Below are 22,524 nucleotides of genomic sequence, written 5' to 3'. Positions count from 1 at the left end.
CCGGGGCGGCCCGCAGGAGACACCGAGATGACGCTGCACCATCCTCTCCCTGAGCCGGCCGCCAAGGTTCCCGACCGGCTCGTGACCTTCGACATCATCGTGGCGCCGGGCTTCGTGCTGACCGAATTCGCCGCCATCGCCGACGCGCTGCGCATCGCCAACCGCGTCGCTGCGCGCCAGGTGTTCGACTGGGCCGTCCGGTCGGAGCGGGGCGGCGATGTGGCCAGTTCGAGCGGCGCGATCCTGCGCACCGAGACGATCCCGGCGCGCCCCGCGGCGTCCTATCTCTTCGTCGTCGGCAACAGCAACCCCGACACGCCCGCGCTGTCGCTTGGTTCGGCGATCAACCGCTACACCAGCCGTGGCGCCACCGCCTTCCTGCTGGCCGAGGCCGCGACCCGCTTCATCGCCGAGAACCGCGCCCGGGCCGCGCGTCTCTCGACCCACTGGGAAAACGCCGCGATCCTGCGCGAACGCCCTCAACCCTTCGATGCCGAGGCCCGGCTCGCCAGCCAGCAGGGCCGGATCGTCACCTGCGCGGGGATGGGCAGCACGCTTGACGTCGTGCTGTCGCTTATCCGCGGCCATATCGGCCCGGCCGACCTGACGACGCTGACCGACATCTTCCTGCACGAGAGGATCCGCGACCTCGCCTCGCAACAACCCTACGGCGGGGCGCGCGGTCCGGTCACTGGCGACGACCTGCTCGACCGGTCGATCCGGATCATGAAGGACAATATCGAGATCCCGATGCCGATCCGCGAGATCGCCGGCATGCTGCACGTTTCCAGCCGGTCGCTGGAGCGGCGGTTCCAGGACCGGCTCGCCGCCTCGCCCAACGCCTATTACCGGCGGCTGCGGCTGGCGCGTGCGCACAACCTTCTGCTGAACACCGGCATGAGCATCCAGGAAATCGGCCTTGCCTGTGGCTTCCCCGAGCGGTTCTCCATGGTCTACCGCGAGGTTTATGGCACCACGCCCCTGCGGATGCGCAAGCAGCACCGCGCGGCGCTGCGCCACGAGGCGGCCCGCCTTTCCGCAGGACGCTGAGTACCGCGTCTTCGTGACATGAACCCAGGCCTTCCGCTCGCCACGGGCTGGAAGGGGAGAGGGGTTGCCTGGGGCCCGGGGATCGGCGGCAGAGGGTCCACAGGCTTATTGACAGCGCGAACGCAACCACTTTAAGCTTCAAATAATAACAGGGGAAAGAAGTCAGCTCTGCTTGTCGCCGCGCCGGGATCCGGGCGTCATGCCGCACCGCGGGTGGGCATGGCGACGTGGCGGGTGAGGGCAGGCGTTCGAAACCCCGGCCCGACCGATCAGGACGGCATCGCCGCCCGACATGACCACGACAGGGAGCTTCGCATGACACCTACCCACATGAACGGGTCCGTTCCCCGACGCCGGGGCCGCAACCGTTTCGCGCTGACGCTGGCGGCGACCCTTGCCGCCACCACCGGGGCCGGGATGGCCCGGGCCGACATCACGATCGGCTTCGTCACCTCGCTGAGCGGGCCGTCGGCCTCGATCGGCGTGCTCTACGACAAGGGCATGACTGCGGCCTATGCCTACAAGGACGAGATCGACGGACAGAAGATCAAGCTGATCCGACTTGACGACGGATCCGACCCCGCGACCGCAAGCCAGGAGGCCCGAAAGCTGATCCAGCAGGAGCATGTCGACGCGATCATCGGCACCTCCTCGGCCACCTCGACCAACGCGATGTTCGCGGTCGCAAACGAGCTCAAGGTGCCGTTCATCGCGATCTCGCCGGTCAACATCAAGACGCCGGCGGATGGCAACCTGTGGGGCGTGGCGATGCCGCAGCTTCCGTCGCTGATGATCAAGGTGATCGCCGAGAAGATGAAGAAGGACGGGGTCAAGACCGCGGGCTTCATCGGCTATTCCGACGCCTGGGGCGATCTTGTCTACAACGGCGCGATGGCCGCCCACAAGGATGGCGACGGCCCCGAAATCACGACGAACGAGCGGTATTCGCGCACCGACACCAGCGTGCAGGCGCAGGCGCTCAAGGTGCTGTCGACAAAGCCCGACGCGCTGCTCGACGGCGGCTCGGCCACGCAGGCGGCGCTGCCGCTGATCACGCTGCGCCAGCTGGGTTACAAGGGCCAGTTCTACGGCACGCCCGCCCTTCTGAACCGCGACTTCATCCGTGTGGGCGGCAAGGCGGTGAACGGGGTTGAGGTCTCGGCCGGGCCGGTGATCGTCACCAGCCAGCTGCCCGCCGACCATTTCTCGAAGAAGATCGGGACCGAGTTCCACGAGATCTTCAAGAAGGTCAACGGCGGCGAGGCCGATGACGGCTTCTCCGGCTACACCTTCGACGGCTGGCTGGTGTTGCTGAACGCCATGCACTACGCGCTGGACAAGGGCGTGAAGCCCGGCACCGACGCCTTCCACAAGGCGATCATGGACGGCATCTATGCCGACAAGAACCTTGCCGGGGTGCATGCGATCTACAACTTCAAGCCGGGCAAGGCCTACAACACCGACGAGCGCGGCCTTGTCGTGGTGAAGCTGGAAGACGGCAAGTGGATCTATCAGCCGTGATGCGCAAAGGGTTCCGGCAGCGGCGGGCAAAGCGATGACGGCACAGATTGCCGCCTTCCTGACCGTCGACGGCGTGACGACGGGGTCGATCTATGTGCTGATCGCGCTCGGCTTCGTGCTGATCTTCGCGGTCACGCGGGTCATCTTCGTGCCGTTCGGCGACATCGCGGCCTTTACCGCGCTGACGCTGTCGGCCCTTCAGACCAAGCACCTGCCCGGCACCGTCGGGCTGGTGGCCGCACTGGCGGCGCTTGCAACGCTACTGGAGGTGATCCGCCTTGCGCGGGCGCGCCGGCCCGGGCAGATCCCGCGGGCATTGCTGTTCTACCTCGTGCTGCCGCTCATTCCGGCGGCGGCGGTCTGGGCCACGGCGGGGATGACCCTGCCGCTGCCGGTAACGATCATCCTTGCGCTGGCGCTGATCCTTCCGATCGCGCCGCTTCTCGACCGGGTGGTGTTCCGCCCGATCGCGGATGGCACCGTCCTTCTGCTGCTGACCGTCTCGGTCGCGCTGCATTTCGCGCTGGTGGGCCTCGGCCTTCTGTTCTTCGGGCCCGAGGGCGTGCGGACGGAGCCGATGTCGGACTACATGGTCATGGTTGCGGGCGTGCCGGTGTCGGGCCAGACCCTGATGATCATGGCGGCGGCAGTGATCTTCAGCGGCCTGCTGTTCCTGTTCTTCGAATTCACCATCACCGGCAAGTCGCTGCATGCGACCGCGGTGAACCGCACCGGCGCCCGGCTGATGGGGATCCGCCCGGAACGGGCGGGCACGATCGCCTACCTGCTGGGCTCGCTTCTGGCGGGCATCTCGGGGATCCTGATCTCGCCGGTCAACACGATCTTCTACGATTCGGGCTTTCTGATCGGGCTGAAGGCCTTCGTCGGCGCCATTATCGGCGGACTGGTAAGCTTTCCGGTCACCGCCATCGGCGCGCTGTTCGTCGGCATCCTCGAAAGCTTTGCCGCCTTCCAGAACAGCGCCTTCAAGGAAGTCATCGTGTTCGGCGTCCTGATACCGGTGCTGATGTGGCGTTCCTACACCTTCGCGCATTCCGAAGAGGATATCGACGAATGACCTCCCGCAGGATGCAGGTCTCCGCGCTGGCGGTCGGGGTGCTTTTGCTGATCGCCGCGCCCTGGGTGCTGGCGCCGTTCTCGATCACCTTGATGAACTACATCGGCCTCTATGCGCTGGTCGCGCTCGGCCTCGTGCTTCTGACGGGCGTGGGGGGGATGGTGTCGTTCGGGCAGACCGCCTTCATGGGGATCGCGGCCTATTCGACGGCCTGGATGACCACGGTGATGCACGGATCGCCCTGGCTGGGCCTGGTTCTGGCGCTGGTGCTGACGGCGCTGGTGGCGGCGATCCTCGGGGCGGTGACGCTGCGGCTGAAGGGGCACTTCCTGTCGCTCGGCACGATCGCCTGGGGGCTGGCGATCTACTTCTCCTTCGGCAACCTGCCGGGGCTGGGGCAGAACACCGGCCTTCCCGACGTCCCGCCGATCACCATCGCGGGGATCAGCCTCGAGGCGTCGGGGCGCATCTACTTCCTGATCTGGTTCCTGCTGCTGGTTGCGATCTGGCTGTCGCACAACCTTCTGGGTTCGCGCATGGGGCGGGCGATGCAGGCGCTGCGTGGCGGCACCTCGATGGTTGAATCGCTGGGCATCAACGCCTTCGGGGTAAAGCTTGTCACCTTCGTCATCGCCGCCATGATGGCCGCCTTCGCCGGATGGATCTATGCCCACATGATCCGCTACGTGAACCCCACCCCGTTCGACGTGACCATGGGGATCGAGTTCCTGATGATGGCGATGGTCGGCGGCTCGGGCTACCTGTCGGGCGCGATCGTCGGCGCGGCGCTGATCACGCTGCTGCAGAATTCTTTGCAGGACTGGCTGCCGGTGGTCTTTCCCAAATCCGCGGGCCAGCTTGAGGTGGTCGTCTTCTCGGCCCTGTTCATCCTTTTCCTGCAATACGCGCGCGAAGGGATCGTGCCCTTCGTCGCGGGGCTTCTGCCCAAGCAGGCCCCGCCGCGCCCCGCCCGGGCCGAGCCGCTGGCGCGGCGCAGCCAGCCCACGCCGGGCCTGCCGCTTCTGTCGGTCGAGGCCGCGACGCGCCGCTTCGGCGGGCTGGTCGCCGTGGACGAGGTCAGCTTCGAGCTGAAGAGCGGCGAGATCCTCGGCCTGATCGGGCCGAACGGCGCGGGCAAGAGCACCATGTTCAACCTTGTCACGGGGGCGCTGCGCCCCAGCGCCGGCACGATCCGCTTCGCCGGGCAGGACATCACCCCCGCCGCGCAGCGCAAGATCGCGCAGGCGGGCATCGCCCGGACCTTCCAGCACGTCAAGCTGCGGCCGCGGATGACCCTTCTCGACAACGTCATGCTGGGCACCCACACCCGCACGAAGGCAAGCTTCCTTGCCGGCATGCTGCGCCTCGACCGGGCCGAGGAGGCGCGCGCCCGGCAGGTCGCGATGGACGACCTCGCGCGCGTGGGCCTCGACGCCGACCCGTATGAGCTTGCCGGCAACCTGCCGCTTGGCAACCAAAGGGTGCTGGAGATCGCGCGCGCACTGGCCGCCGATCCGGTGCTGCTGGTGCTGGACGAGCCTGCCGCGGGGCTTCGCCGGCAGGAGAAGCTGCGGCTGGCGGAGCTGCTGGCGAACCTGCGCAAGGAAGGCCTGACGATCCTGATCGTCGAGCACGACATGGAGTTCGTGATGAACCTCGTCGACCGCATTGTGGTGATGGAATTCGGCCGCAAGCTCTGCGAGGGGACGCCGGCCGAGATCCGCGCCGACACGCGGGTGCAGGAAGCCTATCTCGGGGGGGTCGCCTGATGGCCCTGCTCGAGATCGACAACCTTACCGTCTCCTATGGCAAGGCCGAGGCCGTGCGCGGCGTCTCGCTGAACGTCGAGACGGGGCGGATCGTCACGGTGATCGGCCCCAACGGTGCCGGCAAGACCAGCCTGCTGACCGCCGCGATGGGCCTTCTGCGGGCGGGCGGCACCCTGCGGTTCGACGGCGAGGACATCTCGCAGCTCGAGACCGAGAAGCGCATCGAGATGGGGCTTTGCCTCGTGCCCGAGAAGCGCGAGCTCTTCGCGGACATGAGTGTCTACGACAACCTTCTTCTCGGGGGGTTCATCGGGCGGCACGACCGGGCGCGGGTGCGCAGCGACATGGACGCCGTCTTCGACCGCTTCCCCCGCCTGGCCGAACGGCGGACGCAGAAGGCAGGCACCCTGTCGGGCGGGGAGCGCCAGATGCTGGCGCTGGGACGCGCGCTGATGGGGCGGCCGCGGCTTCTGATGCTGGACGAGCCGAGCCTCGGCCTTGCGCCGCTGATCATCCGCGAGATATTTCACATCATCTCGTCCCTGCGCGAGACCGGGGTGTCGATCCTGCTGGTCGAACAGAACGCCCGTGCGGCGCTGGAGACCGCCGATTTCGGCTACGTGATGGAGACCGGCGAGATCGGCCATTCCGGCCCGGCCGAGGGGCTGATCCACGATCCGCGCCTGATCGCCACCTACCTTGGCGCCGGGCATTAGCCTTCAGGGCGGAAGAACCATGAAGATCCACTGGCAGAGTTTCATCGACGAGAGCGCGAGCCGCCCCTACATGGAGCGGCTCTCGGCCTACCTCAACGCCGTCGCGGCGCCCGGGACGGAGGTGGTGGTGCGTGGCATCTCGCCCCCCGACCGCGACTTCGGCCGGCTGAGCGAGATGCGCTGCGCGGTGCTGGCCATCGACAACGCGCTTCAGGCCGAGGAGGACGGTTTCGACGCCTGCGTGATCGGCCATTTCCAGGACCCGGGGCTTTACGAGATGCGCTCGGCCTTGCAGATCCCGGTGATCGGCGCCGGCGAGGCCACGCTCTATGCCGCGCTGACGCTGGGGCGGCGGCTTGGCCTCGTCACCCTCGATCCGGTGTTCGAGACCTGGCATTACGAACAGGCGGAGCGGATGGGCATCGCCGACCGCGTGCGCCACGTCACCGGCATGGCCTGCAGGCCCGAGGATTTCAGCGCGGCCTTCGCCGGCGACACCGCCGCCAAGGAACAGATGCTGGCCGATTTCAGCGCCTGCGCCCGCCCGCTGGTCGAGGCGGGGGCAGACGTGATCGTGCCCGCGGGGGTGTTGCCGGGCCTTCTGATCGGCGGCGAGAAGGGGTTCCGCGTGGGCCATGCGCCGGTTATCAACTGCGCGTCGGTCGGGCTGAAGGCCGCCGAGATGTGGGCCTCGCTCCGCGGTATCGACGGCATCGGCCCCAGCCGCGGCCCCAGCTTCGCCCTTGCCCCCGACCGCGCCCGTGCCGATTTCCGCGCACTTGTGCGGGACGGGCGGCCGCGCTGATCTTCCGGCGCAGAACCTGACGAAAGGACACAGCATGCAGAAACCCGAAAAGATCCTGTTCTCGACCGAAATGACCGCCCATGGCGGCCGCGACGGCAAGGTGGAAAGCCCCGACGGCAGCTTCACCCTGTCCCTCTCGGTGCCGAAGGAGATCGGCGGCCCGGGCGGCGAGGGGTCGAACCCCGAACAGCTTTTCGCAGCGGGCTATGCCGCGTGCTTCCTTTCGGCGCTGAAGCTGGTGGCGCGGCAGGGCAAGGTATCGCTGCCGGCCGAGACGGCGATCACCGCCAAGGTCTCGCTCGGGCCGGTCGAGGTGGGCTATGCGCTGGTCGTGGCGCTGACCGCCTCGGTGCCCGGGGTCGATACCGCGGTGGTGGAAAAGCTGTTGGCCGAGGCGCATGCCCGCTGCCCCTATTCCAACGCCACCCGCGGCAATATCGAGGTGACGCTGAGCGCAGGCTGAGCCTCAGCGGACCGGGATGCCCGCGGCCTCCCGGTCCCAGGTCGCCTGGGTCACTCCGCGTTCGGTCAGCACGTATTTGCGCACCTTGCCGTTTTCCGTGACCGGCAGCGCCTCGACCGTCTCGATGTAGCGCGGGATTGCGAAATAGGGCAGGCGGGGGCGGCAGAAGTCGATCAGCTCGACCGGGTCCAGCACCACCCCCGGGGCGGCGATTACCGCCACCATCACCTCGTCCTCGGCCATCTCGGACCGTACCGGGAAGGCCGCGACCGAGCCGATCCCGGGATGCGAGAGCAGCACCTGCTCGACCTCGAAGGAGGAAATGTTCTCGCCCCGCCGGCGGATCGCGTCCTTCATCCGGTCGACGAAACGGAACGCGCCCGAGGGCTCCTGCACCACGCGGTCGCCGGTGTGGAACCACAGGTTACGCCAGGCCTCCACCGTCTTCTCGGCCATGCCGAAATAGCCCGAGGCGAAGGCGAAGGGTTCGTCGGCGCGCAGGATCAGCTCCCCCGCCGTGCCCGGGGGGACTTGCTCGTCGTGGTCGTCGACGACGCGGGCGGAGAACCCGGGGCGGACCCGGCCCATCGTGCCGTCGCCCGTGGTCTCCGGTGTCGCCGCGATGACGAAATTCGTCTCGGTCGAGCCGTAGCCCTCGATCAGGGCGAAACCGAACCGTTCGGCGAAGGGCTGGTGGAACCGCTGGGGCACGCCGGGGCCGAGGGCGAGGCGCACCCAATGGTCGCGGTCGGCGGGGCTTTCGGGGCGTGAAAGCAGGATCGGCACCATGGCGCCCAGAAGGTAGGTGACGGTCGCGCGGTGCCGCGCCACCGCGGGCCAGAATCCCGAGGCCGAGAACCTGCGCCCGAAGATCACCGTGGAGCGGGTGATCAGCGCCTGGTAGAAGGTGTTCAGCGCGTTGACATGAAAGAGCGGCAGCACCGTGTAAAGCCGCTCGCCCTCGGTCAGGCCAAGGATGTCGGCGGTGTTCTTCCCCCACCACCAGATCTGCGCATGAGGGCAGCAGACGCCCTTCGACGGGCCGGTGGTGCCCGAGGTGTAGACGATCGCCGCCGTGTCGCCCGCTGTCAGCTTTGCCGGCGTCGTCGCGTCGCCCGGCGGCGGGAAGGGCACCGCCAGCGGGTGCCCGGCGCCGATGTCCAGCATCCAGATCCGCTCGACCGCCAGCGCGTCCATCTCCAGTGTCGACAGGCACTCGGCGAGGCCGGCCTCGATCACCATCAGCCGGGCGCCGCAATTCGACAGGATGTGCTGCAGCTGGACCCCGCGCGAGGCCACGTTGACCGGTACGGCCACCGCGCCGAGCCACAGACAGCCGAGGATCACCTCGAGGAGTTCCGGCCGGTTGGTCAGCATCAGCGCCACCCGGTCGCCACGGCCCACCCCCGCCTCGGCCAGAGCGCCCGCCCGGGCGGCGGCACGCGCCGCGGTTTCGGCATAGCTCCAGCTTTCCGCCCCGTTGTCGCCCTCGAACACCACCAGCTCGGCTTCGCCACAGCTTTCGGCACGTTCGGCAAGCAGGTCGGGCAGCACGCGCGGGTCGGTCATCACGCCTTGTCTCCGGTCTCGGGTATCAGGAAGGGCGCCATCCGGGCCCGCATCGCGTCATCGATCGGCCGTGGGCGCGGGCGTGCACCCGAAAGGTCGCAGGCGACGATGGTGTGCCGGGCGCGCAGGACCCCGGCCCCGCCCTCGACCGCCGCGCGGATGTCGAAGGTGATCGAACTCGTGCCGATCTTCGCGACCCGCAGGTCGTAGGCCAGTACCTCGCCCAGCCGGGCCGGCCCCACGAAATCGACGCTCAGCGCGGCGGCAGGAACGCCGAAGTTCGCGCCCATGTGCATCGTCGCGAAATCCTGCCCGATGGGGCCTGCGAACCAGTCCTCCACCACCCAGTTGATCATCTCGATCAACCGCGGAAAGAAGGCGATCCCCGCGGGATCGCATTGGCCGAAGCGCAGGGTGTAGCGGGCGCGAAAGACCTCACCGCTCATTCCGCGGCCTTGCCGGGCAGGGCGGGGGCGGCGGGCTGGATCGGCCGGGTGCGCGCCTTGCGCCGCAGCTCGATCTCCTGCTCGCGCGTCTTCGTCATCTCGCGGTGCGCCTGGTCGCGGCCCGAGAGGTACTGGCGCGGCCAGTGCTGGTTGCGCGCATCGTACCAGGCCGAGGCCTGACGGGTGAAATAGGGGTTCCACATGTGCGGCCGGCCAAGCGCCACCAGATCGGCGCGGCGGGTGTGCAGGATGGTGTTGACCTGCCCCGGCTCGGTGATCGCACCGACCGCCATGACGGCCAGCTTCGGCACGTTGCGGATCGCCTCGGCAAATTGCACCTGGAACATCCGGCCGTAGGTGGGCTTCTGCGTTGCCACGGTTTGCCCGGCCGAGACATCGATCAGGTCGCAGCCCGCCGTCGCGAAGGCCTCGGAGATGGCGAAGGTATCCGCTTCGGAAATCCCCCCCTCGGCCCAGTCGGAGGCCGAGATCCGCACCGACATCGGCCGATCCTCGGGCCAGACCGCGCGCATTGCGGCGAAGACCTCCAGCGGATAGCGCAGACGGTTCTCGATGCTGCCGCCATAATCGTCGTCGCGGGTGTTGGTCAGGGGCGACAGGAAACTGGCCATCAGGTAGCCGTGGGCGCAGTGCAGCTCGCACATGTCGAAACCGGCGCGGGCGGCGCGTTCGGTGGCGGCGACGAAATCGTCGCGGATCCGGTCCATCGTCTTGCGGTCGAGGGCATGGGGCACCTGGCTCACGCCGTCGAGATAGGGCAGGGGAGAGGCCGAGACGACGGGCCAGTTGCTGCCGGTATCGGCGATCGGGCGGTCCATCTTCTCCCAGCCGAGCTGGGTGGAGCCCTTGCGGCCGGAATGGCCGATCTGCATGCAGATCTTCGTTTCCGAATTGGCATGGACGAAATCGACGATCCGCTTCCATGCGGCCTCCTGGCTGTCGGACCAGAGGCCGGGGCAGCCAAGGGTGATGCGGCCGTCGGGCGAGGGGCAGGTCATCTCGGTGAACACCAGCCCCGCGCCGCCAAGCGCGTGCGAGGTGTAATGCACGAAATGCCAGTCGGTCAGCTCGCCCTCCTCGGCGCTGTACTGCGCCATGGCCGACATCACCACGCGGTTCGGTAGCTCCATCCCGCGCAGGCGGAAGCGGGTGAACATCGGTGTCGGGCGGCTCTGGCGGTAATCGTCGCCGGTCTCGCGGAACAGGCGTTCGTAATAGGCGGTGTCGACCTTTTCCACGAAGCCCGGGTCGCGCACGATCAGGTTGTCGTAGGTGATCGACTTGGCGCGGCACATCACCACCATGGCGAATTGCGCGGGCTCCATGTCCCACGACCGGTTCATGTGCTCGAACCACGCAAGCGACACGTCGGCGTTGTGCTGGATGATCTGGCAGGGCGTGCGACGGGCATCGTCATAGGCCTGGAAGGCGGCGGGCACATCGCCTTCGTTGGCCAGGACACTGTCGGACAGCGCGATCGCGCATTCCATCGCCAGCTTCGTCCCCGACCCGATCGAGAAATGCGCCGAGGCCTTGGCGTCACCCAGGATCACGATGTTCTCGTGCCACCAGTTGCGGCAGAAGATCCGCGGGAAGCGGCGCCAGACCGAGCGGTTGGTGAGCAAGCCGTGCCCCATCAGTTCCTCGGCATACAGCGCCTCGAGTCGCTGGCGGGTGTCTTCCTCGTCGAATTCGGAAAAGCCGTGGCCCTGCCAGCAGGCCTCGTCCATCTCGAACACCCAGGTGGAGCGGCCGGCCTCGTACTGGTAGCAATGGGCGCAGACGATGCCGTGCTCGGTCTCCTTGAAGAAATAGTTGAACTCGTCCATCGGGCGGGTGGAACCCATCCAGCAGAAGCGGTTCGCCTTCATCGACACGTCGGGCTGGAAACTGTCGCGAAAGGTCTCGCGGATGCGCGAATTCACCCCGTCGGCGGCGACGATGATGTCGCTGTCCGCGAAACGTTCCTGCAGCGTGGCCGGGTCTACTGCGGCGGAGAAGTTCATCTCCACCCCCTCCTCGCGGCAGCGCTCCTGCAGCAGTTTCAGCAGGGTCATGCGCGAGATCCCGGCAAAGCCGTTGCCGGCGCAGCGCAGCTCCTCCCCGTCCTTGTGGACCGCGACATCGTCCCAATAGGCAAGCTCGCCCCGGATCCGGTCGAAGGAGGCCCGGTCGCGGGAAAGGAACTCGTGCAGCGTCTCGTCCGAGAAGACGACGCCGAAGCCGAAGGTGTCGTCGGCGCGGTTCTGTTCAAAGATCTCCACCGTCCAGTCGGGCCGCTGCTTCTTGGTCAGAAGCGCGAAGTAAAGGCCCCCCGGGCCGCCGCCGATCACCGTGATACGCATGAGGAGCCCTCCTGTCGGATGCCGAATTTATTTTATACTTAAACTATAATTATGGGGTCGCGCAAGCCCGGGAAAGACCTGCGCGGCCCCGAAGGCTAAAGCGAGATCCCGCCCAGAGAGCTGCCGCCGCAGACGAAGAGGACCTGCCCCGTGATGTAGCCCGCGGCCGGGTCGCAGAAGAACAGGACCGTGCGCGCCACGTCCTCCGGCGTGCCGATCCGTCGCACGGGCAACTGGTCGGCAAGGCGCTGCTGGCGCTCGCCGTCCTTGGGGATGATGCCCCAGAAGTTGTCGGTCAGCACCGGGCCCGGGGCGACCACGTTGACGGTGATCCCTTCGGGGCCCAGCTCCTGCGCCCAGGTGCGGGCCATGCCGTGTATCGCCGACTTGGTGGCGGAATAGGCGGTGCGCCCGGGAACCCCCATGGACGCGCGGGACGACACGAAGACCACCCGCCCGAAGCCCGCCTTGCGCATCGCGGGCAGCATCGCCTGCGTCAGGATCATGGGCGAGGTGACGTGCAGCTGGGTCAACCCCGCGACATGCTCCGGCAGCACGTCGGAAACGGGGTTCGGCCAGATCAGCCCCGCGTTGTGAACGATATGGCTGACCTCGTGCCTTGCCGCGATCTCGGCCGCCACCTTGGCCGTTGCGTCGCCGTCCAGCAGGTCGACCACGATCTGGGTGAAGTTGGGATCTTCCAGATCGCCCGTCTCGGCGGCGAGGCCGATCACCTTCCAGCCCTTCTCCAGCATTTCCTTCGCGATCTCGCGTCCGATGCCTGAACTGGAACCCGTAACGATGGCGGTATAGGGGGCGCTGGTCATGCCGCGGATCCTTTCCCGGGGACGAGGGCCAGCACGCGAAGGGGGCTGCCCGACCCGTCGCGGATCTTCAAGGGCGCGGCGAAGAGGATTGCCCCGCGCGCCGGCAGGCGGTCGAGCCCGGCGAGGCATTGCAACCCATAGCGCCCGTTGCCGTGCAGGATGGAATGCGCGGGGTAGGGCGGGCTGAGGTGGCTGCCCTGTCCCGCATCGGTTCCGATCGTCTCGGTCCCGAAGCCGAGTATGCCGCGTTCATGCACCAGGAACTCGATCGCCGAGGCGTCGGGGCCGGGGGAATGCGGGCCGTCCTCGCGCAGGTTGAGGTACTTGGGCGTCGTCACATGCTGCGCCCAGTCGGTGCGGAACAGGACCCAGCAGCCGGGGTCGATCTTTCCGTTCGCCGCCTCCCAATCTTCCAGATGGGCGCGGGTCAGGATGAAATCCTCGTCCGCCGCGGCCTCGGCCGAGAAGTCCAGTACCACCGCGGGCGCCACGAGATGGTCGAGCGGCAGGTCGTCCACCGTGCCCTGCGCCAGATGCCGCCCGGTGACCCAATGGGCGGGCGCGTCGAAATGGGTGCCAGCATGTTCGCTCAGGGTGATCGTGTTCCAGTACCAGGCCGGGCCGCGCGCATCGTAGCGCGAGACCTCCTCGATCCGCACCGGCTGGCACTGGCCGAATTCCGGCGGCAGCACCATCACCGGGATCTCGGGCGACAGGACATGGCTCAGGTCGACGATCTCGACCCCGCCGCCCGCCAGCGCTCCGGCGAGGGCGGAAAGCACACCGGCGCCGTTCAGATCCGTGCTCACTGGCTCATCTCCCGTTCCGTGACTTTCGGGTCGTCGTAGAAGCGCGCCGCGACATCTTTGGCGACATCGCCGACGAAGCTGTCCTCGATCCCCTCTGCCAGCGCGGTCACCACGGCGCGGGCGATCTGCGCGGGGGCAACCTTGGGGGGCGGCACATGTTCGCGCCAGGCGTCGTCCACCGGGCCGGTGAAGACGCTCATCACCCGGACGCCGCCGGGGCGCAGCTCGGCCCGCAGGCTTTGCAGAAGCGACAGCCGCGCGGCGGCGGTGGCGGAGTGGAGCGCGAAGGCCGGGTTCGCGGCCAGCGCCGAGACCGGCAGCACGTCGACGAAGGCGGCAGCCGAATTCACCCCGTCGGCGCCCCGCCCGCGCATCGCGGGGCCAAAGGCCTGCGCCAGCCGTTGCAGGCCGAACACGTTGACGGCAAAGGCATCCTGCGCGGCGATCATCCCGCCATCCATCGCGCCGCCCGGGCGCACATGTTCGGCGGTGTTCACCAGGATATCGGTCTTGCCGCCGATGCTCGCCGCCAGTTCCGCGACCGACCGCGTGTCGGTCAGGTCGAGCGGGACCACCTCGATCCCCGGGGTGTTGGCCAACGCCTCCTGCCCGGCGAAGGGCTTCCACGGCTCGGCCACGCCCACGAAGACATGCGCGGCCCCGGCCTTGAGCAGTGCCTGCGCCACGGCCTGCCCGACTGCCCCGCGCCCGGCGGTCACGAGGATGCGACGGTGCTTCGGGCTCGCCGTCAGCTCGCGGTACTCGGGATCGTCTTCCATATGCGCGGATCTCCCTTCCGGCAGCGCCATCAGCACCGCGTTGCCGCCCTTGTCCAGCTTGTGGATCATCCGCACCCGGCCCGGCACCGCGACGTCGCCATGCAGGTGCACCACCAGCGACGGCCCGGCGTCGAGCCGCACCATCCCCACGCGCCATGGCATGCGCTGGCGGAAATAAAGATCGGTCGAGGTGCGGATCGTCGTCTCGGCGATCACCTCGCCGCCCGGGGGCACGGGTTTCACCGTCAGCGCGGTGGACAGGCATTTCGCGCAGGCATCCCGGGCGGGGTAGCTGACCGTGCCGCAGGCATCGCAGACCTGCAACGCGAACCCGCCCCGGCTGGCCGCCGCGGTCAGCTTCAACGCCGCGCGGCTGCGCTGCACTGGGGGCAGTTCGGGGCGCAGGGTGACCGCCTGCGGATCCTTCTTCGGCGGCGGGGCGATCGGATCGGTCATGTGCCTGCCCCTTCCTGCGGTCCTGGCCCTTCCAGGATCGCCGCACTGGTGCACAGCCCCCGGTCGTAGTTGATCATCCCAAAGCCCGACACCAGCGCCCGCTTCGCCCCCGGCACCTGCCGCGAAAGCGACTGCCCGGTGACCTGCCGCAGCCCCTCGACCAGCCCGAGATAGCCGCCCGCCGCCCCGGCCTGCCCGGCCGACAGCTGCCCGCCCGAAGTATTGTGCGGAAAGTCCCCGGCGCTGGTCAGATCATGGGCGCGCACGAAGTCTTTCGCCGCCCCCTTGGGGCAGAACCCCAGATCCTCCAGCTGCATCATCACGATCACCGGGTAGTCGTCGTAGGTTTCCAGCACGTCGATCCCGTCGGGCGTGGTGCCGGCCATGCCGTAAAGCTCGTCGATATCCATCTCCCACCCGCCGCGCATCTGGATCGGGTCGTCGGGGAAGGCGTTGTGCCGCTCGATCGCGCCGGTCAGTTGCGCATGCGGCAGCCCGAGGTCGCGCGCCACGTCCAGCGAAGTTACGAGGAAGGCCTCGGCCCCCGCGCAGGGCATGACGCAATCGAAAAGGTGAATCGGGTCCGCGATGGGCCGGGCGTTCATGTAGGCCTCCATCGTCAGGGGCTTTTTCATGATCGCCTGCGGGTAGGTCAGCGCGTTATCGCGCTGGCTGACGCAGATCTTGCCGAAATCCTCGCGCGTGGTGCCGGTGGTGCGCATGTAGTGATCGGACAGAAGCGCGAAGGAGCCGTTCGGACCGCCGTAGCCGTAGGGGTAGCTTGCGTCCTGCGCAAAGCGCGAGAAGGAGGAGAGGAGCTTGCGGAAGCTGTCCACCTGGTTCGCGTCGGCGCCGATGCAGGCGACGATGGTGGCGTCGCCCGCCTCGACCGCCCTTGCCGCACGCCGCAGCGCCACCACCGCACTGGCCCCGCCCATGGGGATGTTGTCCAGCCACCGCGGGGTGAGGCCCAGATGCTGGGTCAGCCCCACCGCGCTGTCGGGAAAGAGGGTGAAGCTGGAGACCGAGAGCCCGTCGACATCGGCAGGCACGATCCCCGCACCGTCGCAGAGCGCCTTGAGCGCGCGCGCGATCCACCAATGTGCGCTGTCGATGGAATAGCGCACATAGGGAAGCGAGACAGGCACCGCCACGGCGATGTCGCGATAGGGCGCGCGGGGGCGCTTCATCAGGGCGGGGGGCATCAGGCGATCCGCTTCTTCAGGTGGCAGGTGTCGATGGCGCGGCCCTCGGCCACCGCTTCTTCCACCGCCTGGCGCAGCGCGCCGCGCTGAATCTTCTCGGTCGAGGTCAGGGGGATCGCCTCGACGAAGGCCACGAACCCCGGCGCCTTGTAATAGGCAAGCCGCGTCAGGCACCAGCGCACGATCTCCTCGGCCAGCGCGGCATCCGCCCCTGGCGCCTTCGGCACGATCAGCGCCGCGACCTCTTCGCCGCGCACCGGGTCGGGCAGGGGGGCGACGGCGATCTGGGCGATGGCCTCATGCCGGCCAAGCACGCTTTCGACCTCCACCGCCGAGATGTTCTCGCCCGAGCGACGGATGACGTTCTTCTTGCGGTCGACGAAATGCAGCTGGCCCTGCGCGTCGCGGCTGACGACATCGCCGGTGTGGAACCATCCACCCTCCCACGCCTCGGTGGTGGCCTTCTCATCCTTCAGGTATTCGCGGAAGAACCCCAGCCGCGGGTCGGCGCCCGCATGGCGCACCAGAAGCTCGCCCGGCATGTCCACCCCCGCCTCGGTCCCGCCATCGGCACGGATCGACACCTCGACATCCGCACCAGGGCTGCCGAAGCACGACGTGCCGATCTGGCGCGGTTCGCGGCTGGCGATCACCACGGCGCCGGCGCCGGTCTCGGTCATCGCCCAGGCCTCCAGCAGGGGAAAGCCGAAGCGCTCCTCGAACGGGCCGTGCAGCAGGCGGTCGACGCCCGCGCCGAAGCCGAAGCGGACGCGGTGGGCGCGGTCTGTCGCGCTCGGCGCCGCCGACATCAGCATCGCGGGCATGACGCCGAGGTAATGTATCACGGTCGCGTCGAATTCGGCCACGGTGGCCCACCAGCTGCGCGGGTGGAACCGGTCGAGGATGGCGATGCAGCCCGCCACGGTAATGCTCGCCACCAGCGAATAGGCCATGGCGTTCATGTGGAAGAGCGGCAGCGGCGTCAGCATCCGTTCCGCAGGCTCGACGTTCAGGGTGCAGAGATCGCCGACCGAAGCGTACCATTCGCCGGCCAGCAGGAAATAGGTGTTGGTGAGCACGCAGCCCTTGGGCCGCCCGGTGGTGCCGGAGGTGTAGAGGAGCGCGCATTCCGTGTCGCGGGTGATCGGGGTCTGCGTCGCTGCGAAGGGCGCGGGCGGCGGCGCGGCCTCGGCAGCGATCACCGGCATCGCCGAACCGACCGCAGCCGCGGCCCCGGCCAGATCCGCGTGCCGCGCGGGGATCGCCACGGCAAGCACCATCTCGGAATGCGCGATCAGGTATTCCAGCTCGGCCGCGCGCAGGTCGGGGTTGATCGGCACGACCGAGGCGCCGAGCGCGTTGAGCGCGAACCAATGAAAGATGAACGCAGGCCGGTTCTGCAGCAGGAGACCCACCCGGTGCCCCGGCCCGTAGCCCGCCGCGCGGTACTGCGCGACCAGCGCCCCGATCTCGGCCAGCGCCGTGCCGTAGGGGATTTCCTGCGCCGCGATGCCATAGGCCGCGGCGGTGCCGGGCAGCACCGACAGGAAGGGCCGGTCGGGATAGGCGCGCGCGATGCGGGCGAAGCGGGCGAAGACGGAGGCGTCGTCCAGCGTGCCGGGAAGGAAGGTCATCGGGATCTCACATGAAGAGCTGGATGTTGCCCATCGGGGCGTCGAAATTCACGAGGTCGACCCGCTTCAGCACGATCTTCAGCTGACCCTCCTCAAGCCGCATCTCGTGCCGTGCCCAGCCGGCGTACATGGTGAACTCATCCCCCCGCGTCTCGGCGTAATGGAACGGGGTCCAGGTGCGGAAGCGGTTCGCCGCCATGTCGATCTCGTCGACCTGGGGCGCCTGTAGCAGGTGCTGGGCCCGGCTCTTGGGTTTCTGGCTGAAGGTGCGGGCGCCCGAGAGGCGCTCCACCCGGATGCGCAGCAGCAGCATGTCCTCGTACATCAACGAGGCCTGAAGCTTCGGGTCGGTCTGCTGCCATTCGGCGGGCATCCAGTAATGCGCGTCCTCGGCATAGAGCGAAAGCCACTCCTCATAACGCAGCTCGTCCAGCAGACGCGCCTCGCGGTAGATGAAGGCGGTCAGGTCGGCCTCGGTGACATTGGCCGTGGTCTCTTCGGTCACGCTCATTCCGCGGCCTCCTGCGCCTGCCCCTCGGGCAGCATGTATTTCAGCCAGGCGTGGAACTGGTTGCGCATCTGGCGTTCGCTGGTGCCGCCGGCCACATCGGTCACGTCCTCGGCCTCGCCCTCGGCATAGAGACGCTGGATGTTGACCCATTCCATGCCATCGGCATGCAGGCCCAGCTGCGCGCGCTCGTACATCTCCAGGTCGTCATGTCCGACGATGGAGGTGGGGGCGTTGATCAGCCGGTTGTACATCAGCGTCCGTTCGAAAAGCATGTCCGGCGCACCGACGAGGCGGAAGGTGTAGCTTTCCACCAGCGTCTTGTCGGCGGCGATCGGCTTGAACACCCGCAGGGTCTGGATCGGGCCCTTCACCATGATGTTCGGGAAATAGACCGTGTTGTGGCGGTTCTCTCCCAGGATCTTCTCGGCCCGCTCCTTGCCGTAGGCTTCGACCATCTGGTCGTAATACCCCGGGATCGCGGAATAATCCGCGTGGATCGAGGTGGTCACGCCGGTATGGCCGTGGCCGTTCGGCCAGACCCTGAGGCCCATCTTCTCGAAGAAGTCGTAGGGTGCCATGAAGGGGGCGTAGACCTCGACCGCCATGGGCTTCGGCCCGCCCTTGGCCTGCTCGCGCTCCCACACAGACACCGCCGTGCCGGCAGAGCTTTCATGCGCGACCATCGGGTGGCAGGTGTCGGTCTGGTTCTCGACCAGCATCTTCCAGTTGCAGGGGTGCATGTAGCGCAGCGGCGCGCCTTCGAGCACAAGCTTCCCCTCGGGCGAGCGGTCGACCATGTTGTCGATGGAGGAAAGGCTTTCGCCGAAGAACTCCTCGAACCCCACGCCGGTAGGGGCGAGGCGGGCGAAGATGAAGTCGCGATAGACCTTCGTCGCGCCCACGGGGGCAAGGCCGCGCACAGCCTCGCTCTCTTCCAGCCCGGTGCCTTCGTAGCCCTTGCGGAACGGGATCGCCAGCAGCGAACCATCGGTCTTGAACGACCAGGCGTGATAGGGGCAGCGGAAGAACTTGCCGGTATTGCCGCAGGCCTCCGACGCGATCTTGGTGCCCTTGTGCGGGCAGCGGTTGTAAAGCACGTGGACCTGCCCGTCGGTGTGGCGCGAGGCCATCACCGGCTGATCGCCGATCTCGGTCGTCAGGTAATCCCCGGGGTTCGGGATCTGGCTGGCATGGCCGACATAGACCCAGGTGTTGGCGAAGAGGTGGCGCATCTCCAGCCGGAACACCTCGGGGTCGGTGTAGAGATCACGGTGAACCGCCTCGGGCTTCACCAGCGCACGAAGCTGGGCGGGGTCGGCATAGGTGGCAGGCATGGCGTAACCCTCCTTGGAGCGAGCCTAGAGATCGAGAACCAGCCGGGGCGAGACCGCCCGCGACACGCAGATTTGCATCACCTTGTTCGAGGCCTTCTCCTCATCGCTGAGGACGACGTCGCGATGCTCCGGCACGCCCGAGATCACGCCGGTCTGGCAGATCCCGCAATCGCCGCGCTGGCAATCGTAGACGACGTCGACGCCCGCCTCCTCCAGCGCCTCGATGATGGTCTGGGCGGGGGCGACCGTCACCACCTTGCCGGTGGAGGCAATCTCCACCTCGAAGGGCTGATCGCCTGCCGCGGGGGGCGGGGTCGCGGTGAACAGCTCGTAGTGGAGGCGCTCCGCGGGGCGGCCCTCTTCGGCCCAGGCGGTCTTCATCGCCTCGATCATGCCGCCGGGGCCGCAGACATAAAGATCCGCCCCCGCGGGCGTGGCAGCGAGGATGGCGCCGAGGTCGGGCGGGCCATCCACGCTGTCGTAGCCGGTGGTCAGGCTGTCGCCGCAGAGCGTGGCGAGGTCCGGCAGGAAGGCAAGCTCCCCCTCGGCGCGGCCAAAGTAATAAAGACGGAACGGGCGCCCTCCGGCCTTCAGCGCGCCGGCCATCGACAGGATCGGCGTGATGCCGATGCCGCCGGCCAGGAGCGTCACCGGGCCATCGCCGGGCGTCATTGCGAACTGGTTCACCGGCGCGCCGGAGGTCACGGTGTCCCCCACGGACAGCCCGTGGACATAGGCCGAGCCGCCGGTGCCCGGATCCTCGCGCAGCACGCCCAGGGCATAGCGCCCTTCACCCAAGCCCGGGAGCGCCACCAGAGAATAGGGCCGGTCGCCCCCCTGCGGCAGTGCCACGCGGATATGGGCGCCCGCCTCCCATCCCGGCAGCGCACCGCCCGTGCTTTCCAGGATGAGGCAACGCACGCGGGGGGTCTCGTCCCGGATCTCGGCCACGCGGAAGGTGAGCATGCTCATGTCGTCTCCTCTGCCGGGCTGCTGGGGTCGAGGGCGGGCGGGCGATGCAGGCCGGTGCCCACCAGCATGCGCAGGAAGCCCGCCATCCGCTCCTGCCGCCACGCCTCGGTATCCATGGTCCCATAGTCGTAGAATCCCCGCCCGTCGCGCAAGCCCCGGCGCCCCTCGGCCATGTTGTCCTGCACGATCTTCGGCGCGGAAAAGCGGTCCTCGCCGGTGGCGTCGGCCATGTAGCGGCTGGCGTGGAAAAGGATGTCGCCGCCACCCCAGTCGATGAATTCCAGAAGGCCCAGCACCGCGAACCGCAAACCGAAGCCGTATTTCACCGCGCGGTCCACATCCTCGGCCGAGGCCACGCCCTCCTCGACCAGACGGGCGGCCTCGTTCATCGCCAGTGCCTGGATGCGCGGCACGATGTAGCCGGGAGAGGGGGCACAGGTGACGGGCGCCTTGCCCACGGCCTCCAAGAGCGCGGTCAGTTCGGCCGTCACCACAGGATCCGTCTCGGGCGTCGGGCTGACCTCGACCAGCGGGACGAGGAAGGCGGGGTTCAGCCAATGGGCATTGAGGAACCGCGCGGGCCGCCCGCTCCAGTCCGACAGCTGGGTCGAGAGGTAGGTGGAGGTGGTCGAGGCGACGATCGCCTCCGCCCCGGCGGTGGCGTCGATCAGGGCGAGGCCCTCGCGCTTGGCCGCATCCGTCTCGGGCACCGCCTCGAACACCACGCGGGCGGGTCCGAGGGCGGCCTCGGCACGCTCCAGCGGGAAGACGGTGACGCGGGCGAGGATGGTGTCGATCGCGGCCGCGTCGAAGGCGCCGAGCCCCGCCATCATGGTCAGCGTCGCGCGGATCTCGGCCCGTGCCTCCTCCGCGGTGCGGACCGCGTCCTCGTCGCTGCGGGGCTTGGCGTCGAGCAGGTGCACCGGGTAGCCGGCATAGGCGAAGCAATAGGCGATCTGCCGCCCCATCCGCCCGGCGCCGACGCAGGCTATGACGGGTGCGCTCATGTCAGGCCCTCTGACAGCAGCGCCGACATCGCGCCCCGGTCGAGACCGCCGAGGCCGAGACCGCCGAGTGTCCGCCCCTCGGTGCGGAAGTCGCGACCGACCGCCGCGCCCGCGACCGCCAGCAGCCCCGCGGCGACCGGCGCGGGTACCTTGGCCCACTCCGCGACCGACACGAGGAAGGCGAGGCCAAGGCACACGTCCTCGAGCATGTAGCGGTGGGTCTCGAGGTCGAGATGCTCGTGCCAGTCGCCGGAATCCACCAGCTTGTCATGCGCGAGGTTGCCGTACATCCAGTTGGAGGTGGTGTAATGGTCGGCCAGCGGGAAATGCGGCGCGGCATACCCCAGCGCCTCGCGCAGCGCGATCCGCTCGCCGTCGAGCGCGTCATGGACGCGGCGGATGGTCGGCTGCGTGCCCTCGTTATGGATGTCCCAGCGGTCGAAATGCTGGATCGGCCCGGCGTTCATGACAATCAGCGGCGGGTGGATGATCGGCCCCGCGTTCATCAGCGCGGCCGAAAGCGCATCCTCCACCTTCTCGATCGCGCCGGGGAAGGCCTCGGAGATCACCGCCAGCGCATGGTCGGTGTTGCGGGCGGGGAAGACACCGGTCGGCAGGCGCGTGGCGCGGGTGGTGATGGCGACGGTGCCGGGCCCGTGCAGGCGGGTGAGCCAGGGCAGGGTGCCGGTCTCGGCGATGCTGACGTCGGCGGTGCAGCCCTCGGCGCGCAGCACCTGCATCATCAGGACCGACCCGAAGGTGCCCGGCGGCAGGTAGATCACCTGGCCATCGGCCAGATGCGGCGCCAGCCGCGCGGCAAGGTCGGCCTGGGCGAAGGCGGGCGTGGGCGCGACGATCAGCTCGGCCCCGTCAAGCGCCGCGCCGAGGTCATCGGTGACCAGCGCGATCTTCACCTCGCGCCGCCCCGACGAATCGACCAGCGTCAGGCTGCGACTGTCCGACACCGGGCCGAAGGCGGCCCGGTCCCGGCGCCAGAACCGCACCTCGTGCCCGGCTTCGGAAAAGTCCGCGACCGCGGCATGCGATCCGTTGCCCCCACCCAGAACAGCTATTTTCATGGTGCCGGCTTCTCCCTGTTTTGATCCGAGTAAATTCTTTAAACTTAAAATTATCAACCCCGGAGTTCGGGAATTTTCATATGCGCCCCAGCGCGCCCGGCGTCGCGGCCCCGGCCCTGTCTTTTATA

General features: G+C 68.2%; 20 protein-coding genes. 7 read left to right on the top strand and 13 right to left on the bottom strand.

Features of this window, described 5'->3' with window-relative positions:
* Positions 1-27: 27 nt before the first annotated feature.
* From CVV76_RS11310 to CVV76_RS11280, 7 genes are all read left to right on the top strand, one after another.
* Entirely contained in the window at positions 28-1,050 is a 1,023-nt protein-coding gene (locus CVV76_RS11310; RefSeq protein WP_102224759.1) for a GlxA family transcriptional regulator, read from the top strand.
* Positions 1,051-1,365: 315 nt separating this feature from the next.
* The gene (locus tag CVV76_RS11305; protein ID WP_199178574.1) at positions 1,366-2,571 is read left to right on the top strand and encodes an ABC transporter substrate-binding protein; all 1,206 of its coding nucleotides are present in this window, start codon (positions 1,366-1,368) and stop codon (positions 2,569-2,571) included.
* 34 nt (positions 2,572-2,605) lie between these two features.
* The gene (locus CVV76_RS11300; protein ID WP_102224758.1) at positions 2,606-3,649 is read left to right on the top strand and encodes a branched-chain amino acid ABC transporter permease; all 1,044 of its coding nucleotides are present in this window, start codon (positions 2,606-2,608) and stop codon (positions 3,647-3,649) included.
* Positions 3,646-5,418 (top strand): branched-chain amino acid ABC transporter ATP-binding protein/permease, encoded by a 1,773-nt coding sequence (locus tag CVV76_RS11295; RefSeq protein WP_102224757.1) that lies wholly within the window; start codon positions 3,646-3,648, stop codon positions 5,416-5,418. The genes CVV76_RS11300 and CVV76_RS11295 overlap by 4 nt, the downstream gene beginning before the upstream one ends.
* Before the next feature lie 5 nt (positions 5,419-5,423).
* Positions 5,424-6,134, top strand: coding sequence for an ABC transporter ATP-binding protein (locus CVV76_RS11290; RefSeq protein WP_456297913.1), 711 nt, complete (start codon positions 5,424-5,426; stop codon positions 6,132-6,134).
* A gap of 19 nt (positions 6,135-6,153) precedes the next feature.
* Entirely contained in the window at positions 6,154-6,939 is a 786-nt protein-coding gene (locus tag CVV76_RS11285) for an aspartate/glutamate racemase family protein (protein ID WP_199178573.1), read from the top strand.
* A 34-nt stretch (positions 6,940-6,973) separates the two neighbouring features.
* The gene (locus CVV76_RS11280; RefSeq protein WP_102224754.1) at positions 6,974-7,402 is read left to right on the top strand and encodes an organic hydroperoxide resistance protein; all 429 of its coding nucleotides are present in this window, start codon (positions 6,974-6,976) and stop codon (positions 7,400-7,402) included.
* A gap of 3 nt (positions 7,403-7,405) precedes the next feature.
* On the opposite strand, the gene CVV76_RS11275 is transcribed toward CVV76_RS11280, so the two are convergent.
* From CVV76_RS11275 to CVV76_RS11215, 13 genes are all read right to left on the bottom strand, one after another.
* Entirely contained in the window at positions 7,406-8,971 is a 1,566-nt protein-coding gene (locus CVV76_RS11275) for an ATP-dependent acyl-CoA ligase (protein ID WP_102224753.1), read from the bottom strand.
* The gene (locus CVV76_RS11270) at positions 8,971-9,417 is read right to left on the bottom strand and encodes an acyl-CoA thioesterase (RefSeq protein WP_102224752.1); all 447 of its coding nucleotides are present in this window, start codon (positions 9,415-9,417) and stop codon (positions 8,971-8,973) included. Before CVV76_RS11270 ends, CVV76_RS11275 begins: the two co-directional genes overlap by 1 nt.
* Positions 9,414-11,783 carry an oxidoreductase gene (locus CVV76_RS11265; protein ID WP_102224751.1) on the bottom strand — a complete coding sequence of 790 codons (2,370 nt, stop codon included), beginning with the start codon at positions 11,781-11,783 and terminating at the stop codon, positions 9,414-9,416. Before CVV76_RS11265 ends, CVV76_RS11270 begins: the two co-directional genes overlap by 4 nt.
* 95 nt (positions 11,784-11,878) lie before the next feature.
* Entirely contained in the window at positions 11,879-12,610 is a 732-nt protein-coding gene (locus CVV76_RS11260) for an SDR family NAD(P)-dependent oxidoreductase (protein WP_102224750.1), read from the bottom strand.
* Positions 12,607-13,419, bottom strand: coding sequence for a cyclase family protein (locus CVV76_RS11255; protein WP_102224749.1), 813 nt, complete (start codon positions 13,417-13,419; stop codon positions 12,607-12,609). Before CVV76_RS11255 ends, CVV76_RS11260 begins: the two co-directional genes overlap by 4 nt.
* A complete protein-coding gene (locus CVV76_RS11250) occupies positions 13,416-14,654 on the bottom strand; it encodes an SDR family NAD(P)-dependent oxidoreductase (protein ID WP_102224748.1) in 1,239 nt (412 codons plus the stop codon). Before CVV76_RS11250 ends, CVV76_RS11255 begins: the two co-directional genes overlap by 4 nt.
* Positions 14,651-15,859: a thiolase family protein gene (locus tag CVV76_RS11245; RefSeq protein ID WP_233192819.1), complete on the bottom strand. Its 1,209-nt coding sequence runs from the start codon at positions 15,857-15,859 to the stop codon at positions 14,651-14,653. Before CVV76_RS11245 ends, CVV76_RS11250 begins: the two co-directional genes overlap by 4 nt.
* Entirely contained in the window at positions 15,859-17,493 is a 1,635-nt protein-coding gene (locus CVV76_RS11240; protein ID WP_102224747.1) for an AMP-binding protein, read from the bottom strand. Before CVV76_RS11240 ends, CVV76_RS11245 begins: the two co-directional genes overlap by 1 nt.
* A 7-nt stretch (positions 17,494-17,500) precedes the next feature.
* Complete coding sequence (locus tag CVV76_RS11235) at positions 17,501-18,004, bottom strand: aromatic-ring-hydroxylating dioxygenase subunit beta (RefSeq protein WP_102224746.1); 504 nt, start codon at positions 18,002-18,004, stop codon at positions 17,501-17,503.
* Positions 18,001-19,338 (bottom strand): aromatic ring-hydroxylating dioxygenase subunit alpha, encoded by a 1,338-nt coding sequence (locus CVV76_RS11230; RefSeq protein ID WP_102224745.1) that lies wholly within the window; start codon positions 19,336-19,338, stop codon positions 18,001-18,003. Before CVV76_RS11230 ends, CVV76_RS11235 begins: the two co-directional genes overlap by 4 nt.
* A 24-nt stretch (positions 19,339-19,362) precedes the next feature.
* The gene (locus CVV76_RS11225) at positions 19,363-20,310 is read right to left on the bottom strand and encodes a PDR/VanB family oxidoreductase (protein WP_233192818.1); all 948 of its coding nucleotides are present in this window, start codon (positions 20,308-20,310) and stop codon (positions 19,363-19,365) included.
* Positions 20,307-21,317 carry a 3-hydroxybutyryl-CoA dehydrogenase gene (locus CVV76_RS11220; RefSeq protein ID WP_102224744.1) on the bottom strand — a complete coding sequence of 337 codons (1,011 nt, stop codon included), beginning with the start codon at positions 21,315-21,317 and terminating at the stop codon, positions 20,307-20,309. Before CVV76_RS11220 ends, CVV76_RS11225 begins: the two co-directional genes overlap by 4 nt.
* Positions 21,314-22,396, bottom strand: a complete 1,083-nt coding sequence (locus CVV76_RS11215; protein ID WP_102224743.1) for an NAD/NADP-dependent octopine/nopaline dehydrogenase family protein — start codon at positions 22,394-22,396, stop codon at positions 21,314-21,316. The genes CVV76_RS11220 and CVV76_RS11215 overlap by 4 nt, the downstream gene beginning before the upstream one ends.
* Between the last annotated feature and the right edge of the window lie 128 nt (positions 22,397-22,524).

This window comes from Acidimangrovimonas sediminis (genome assembly GCF_002871005.1).
Classification (GTDB): domain Bacteria; phylum Pseudomonadota; class Alphaproteobacteria; order Rhodobacterales; family Rhodobacteraceae; genus Acidimangrovimonas; species Acidimangrovimonas sediminis.
The sequence above is the reverse complement of the archived record's forward strand: the minus strand, read 5'-3'. Positions and strand labels throughout refer to the sequence as shown.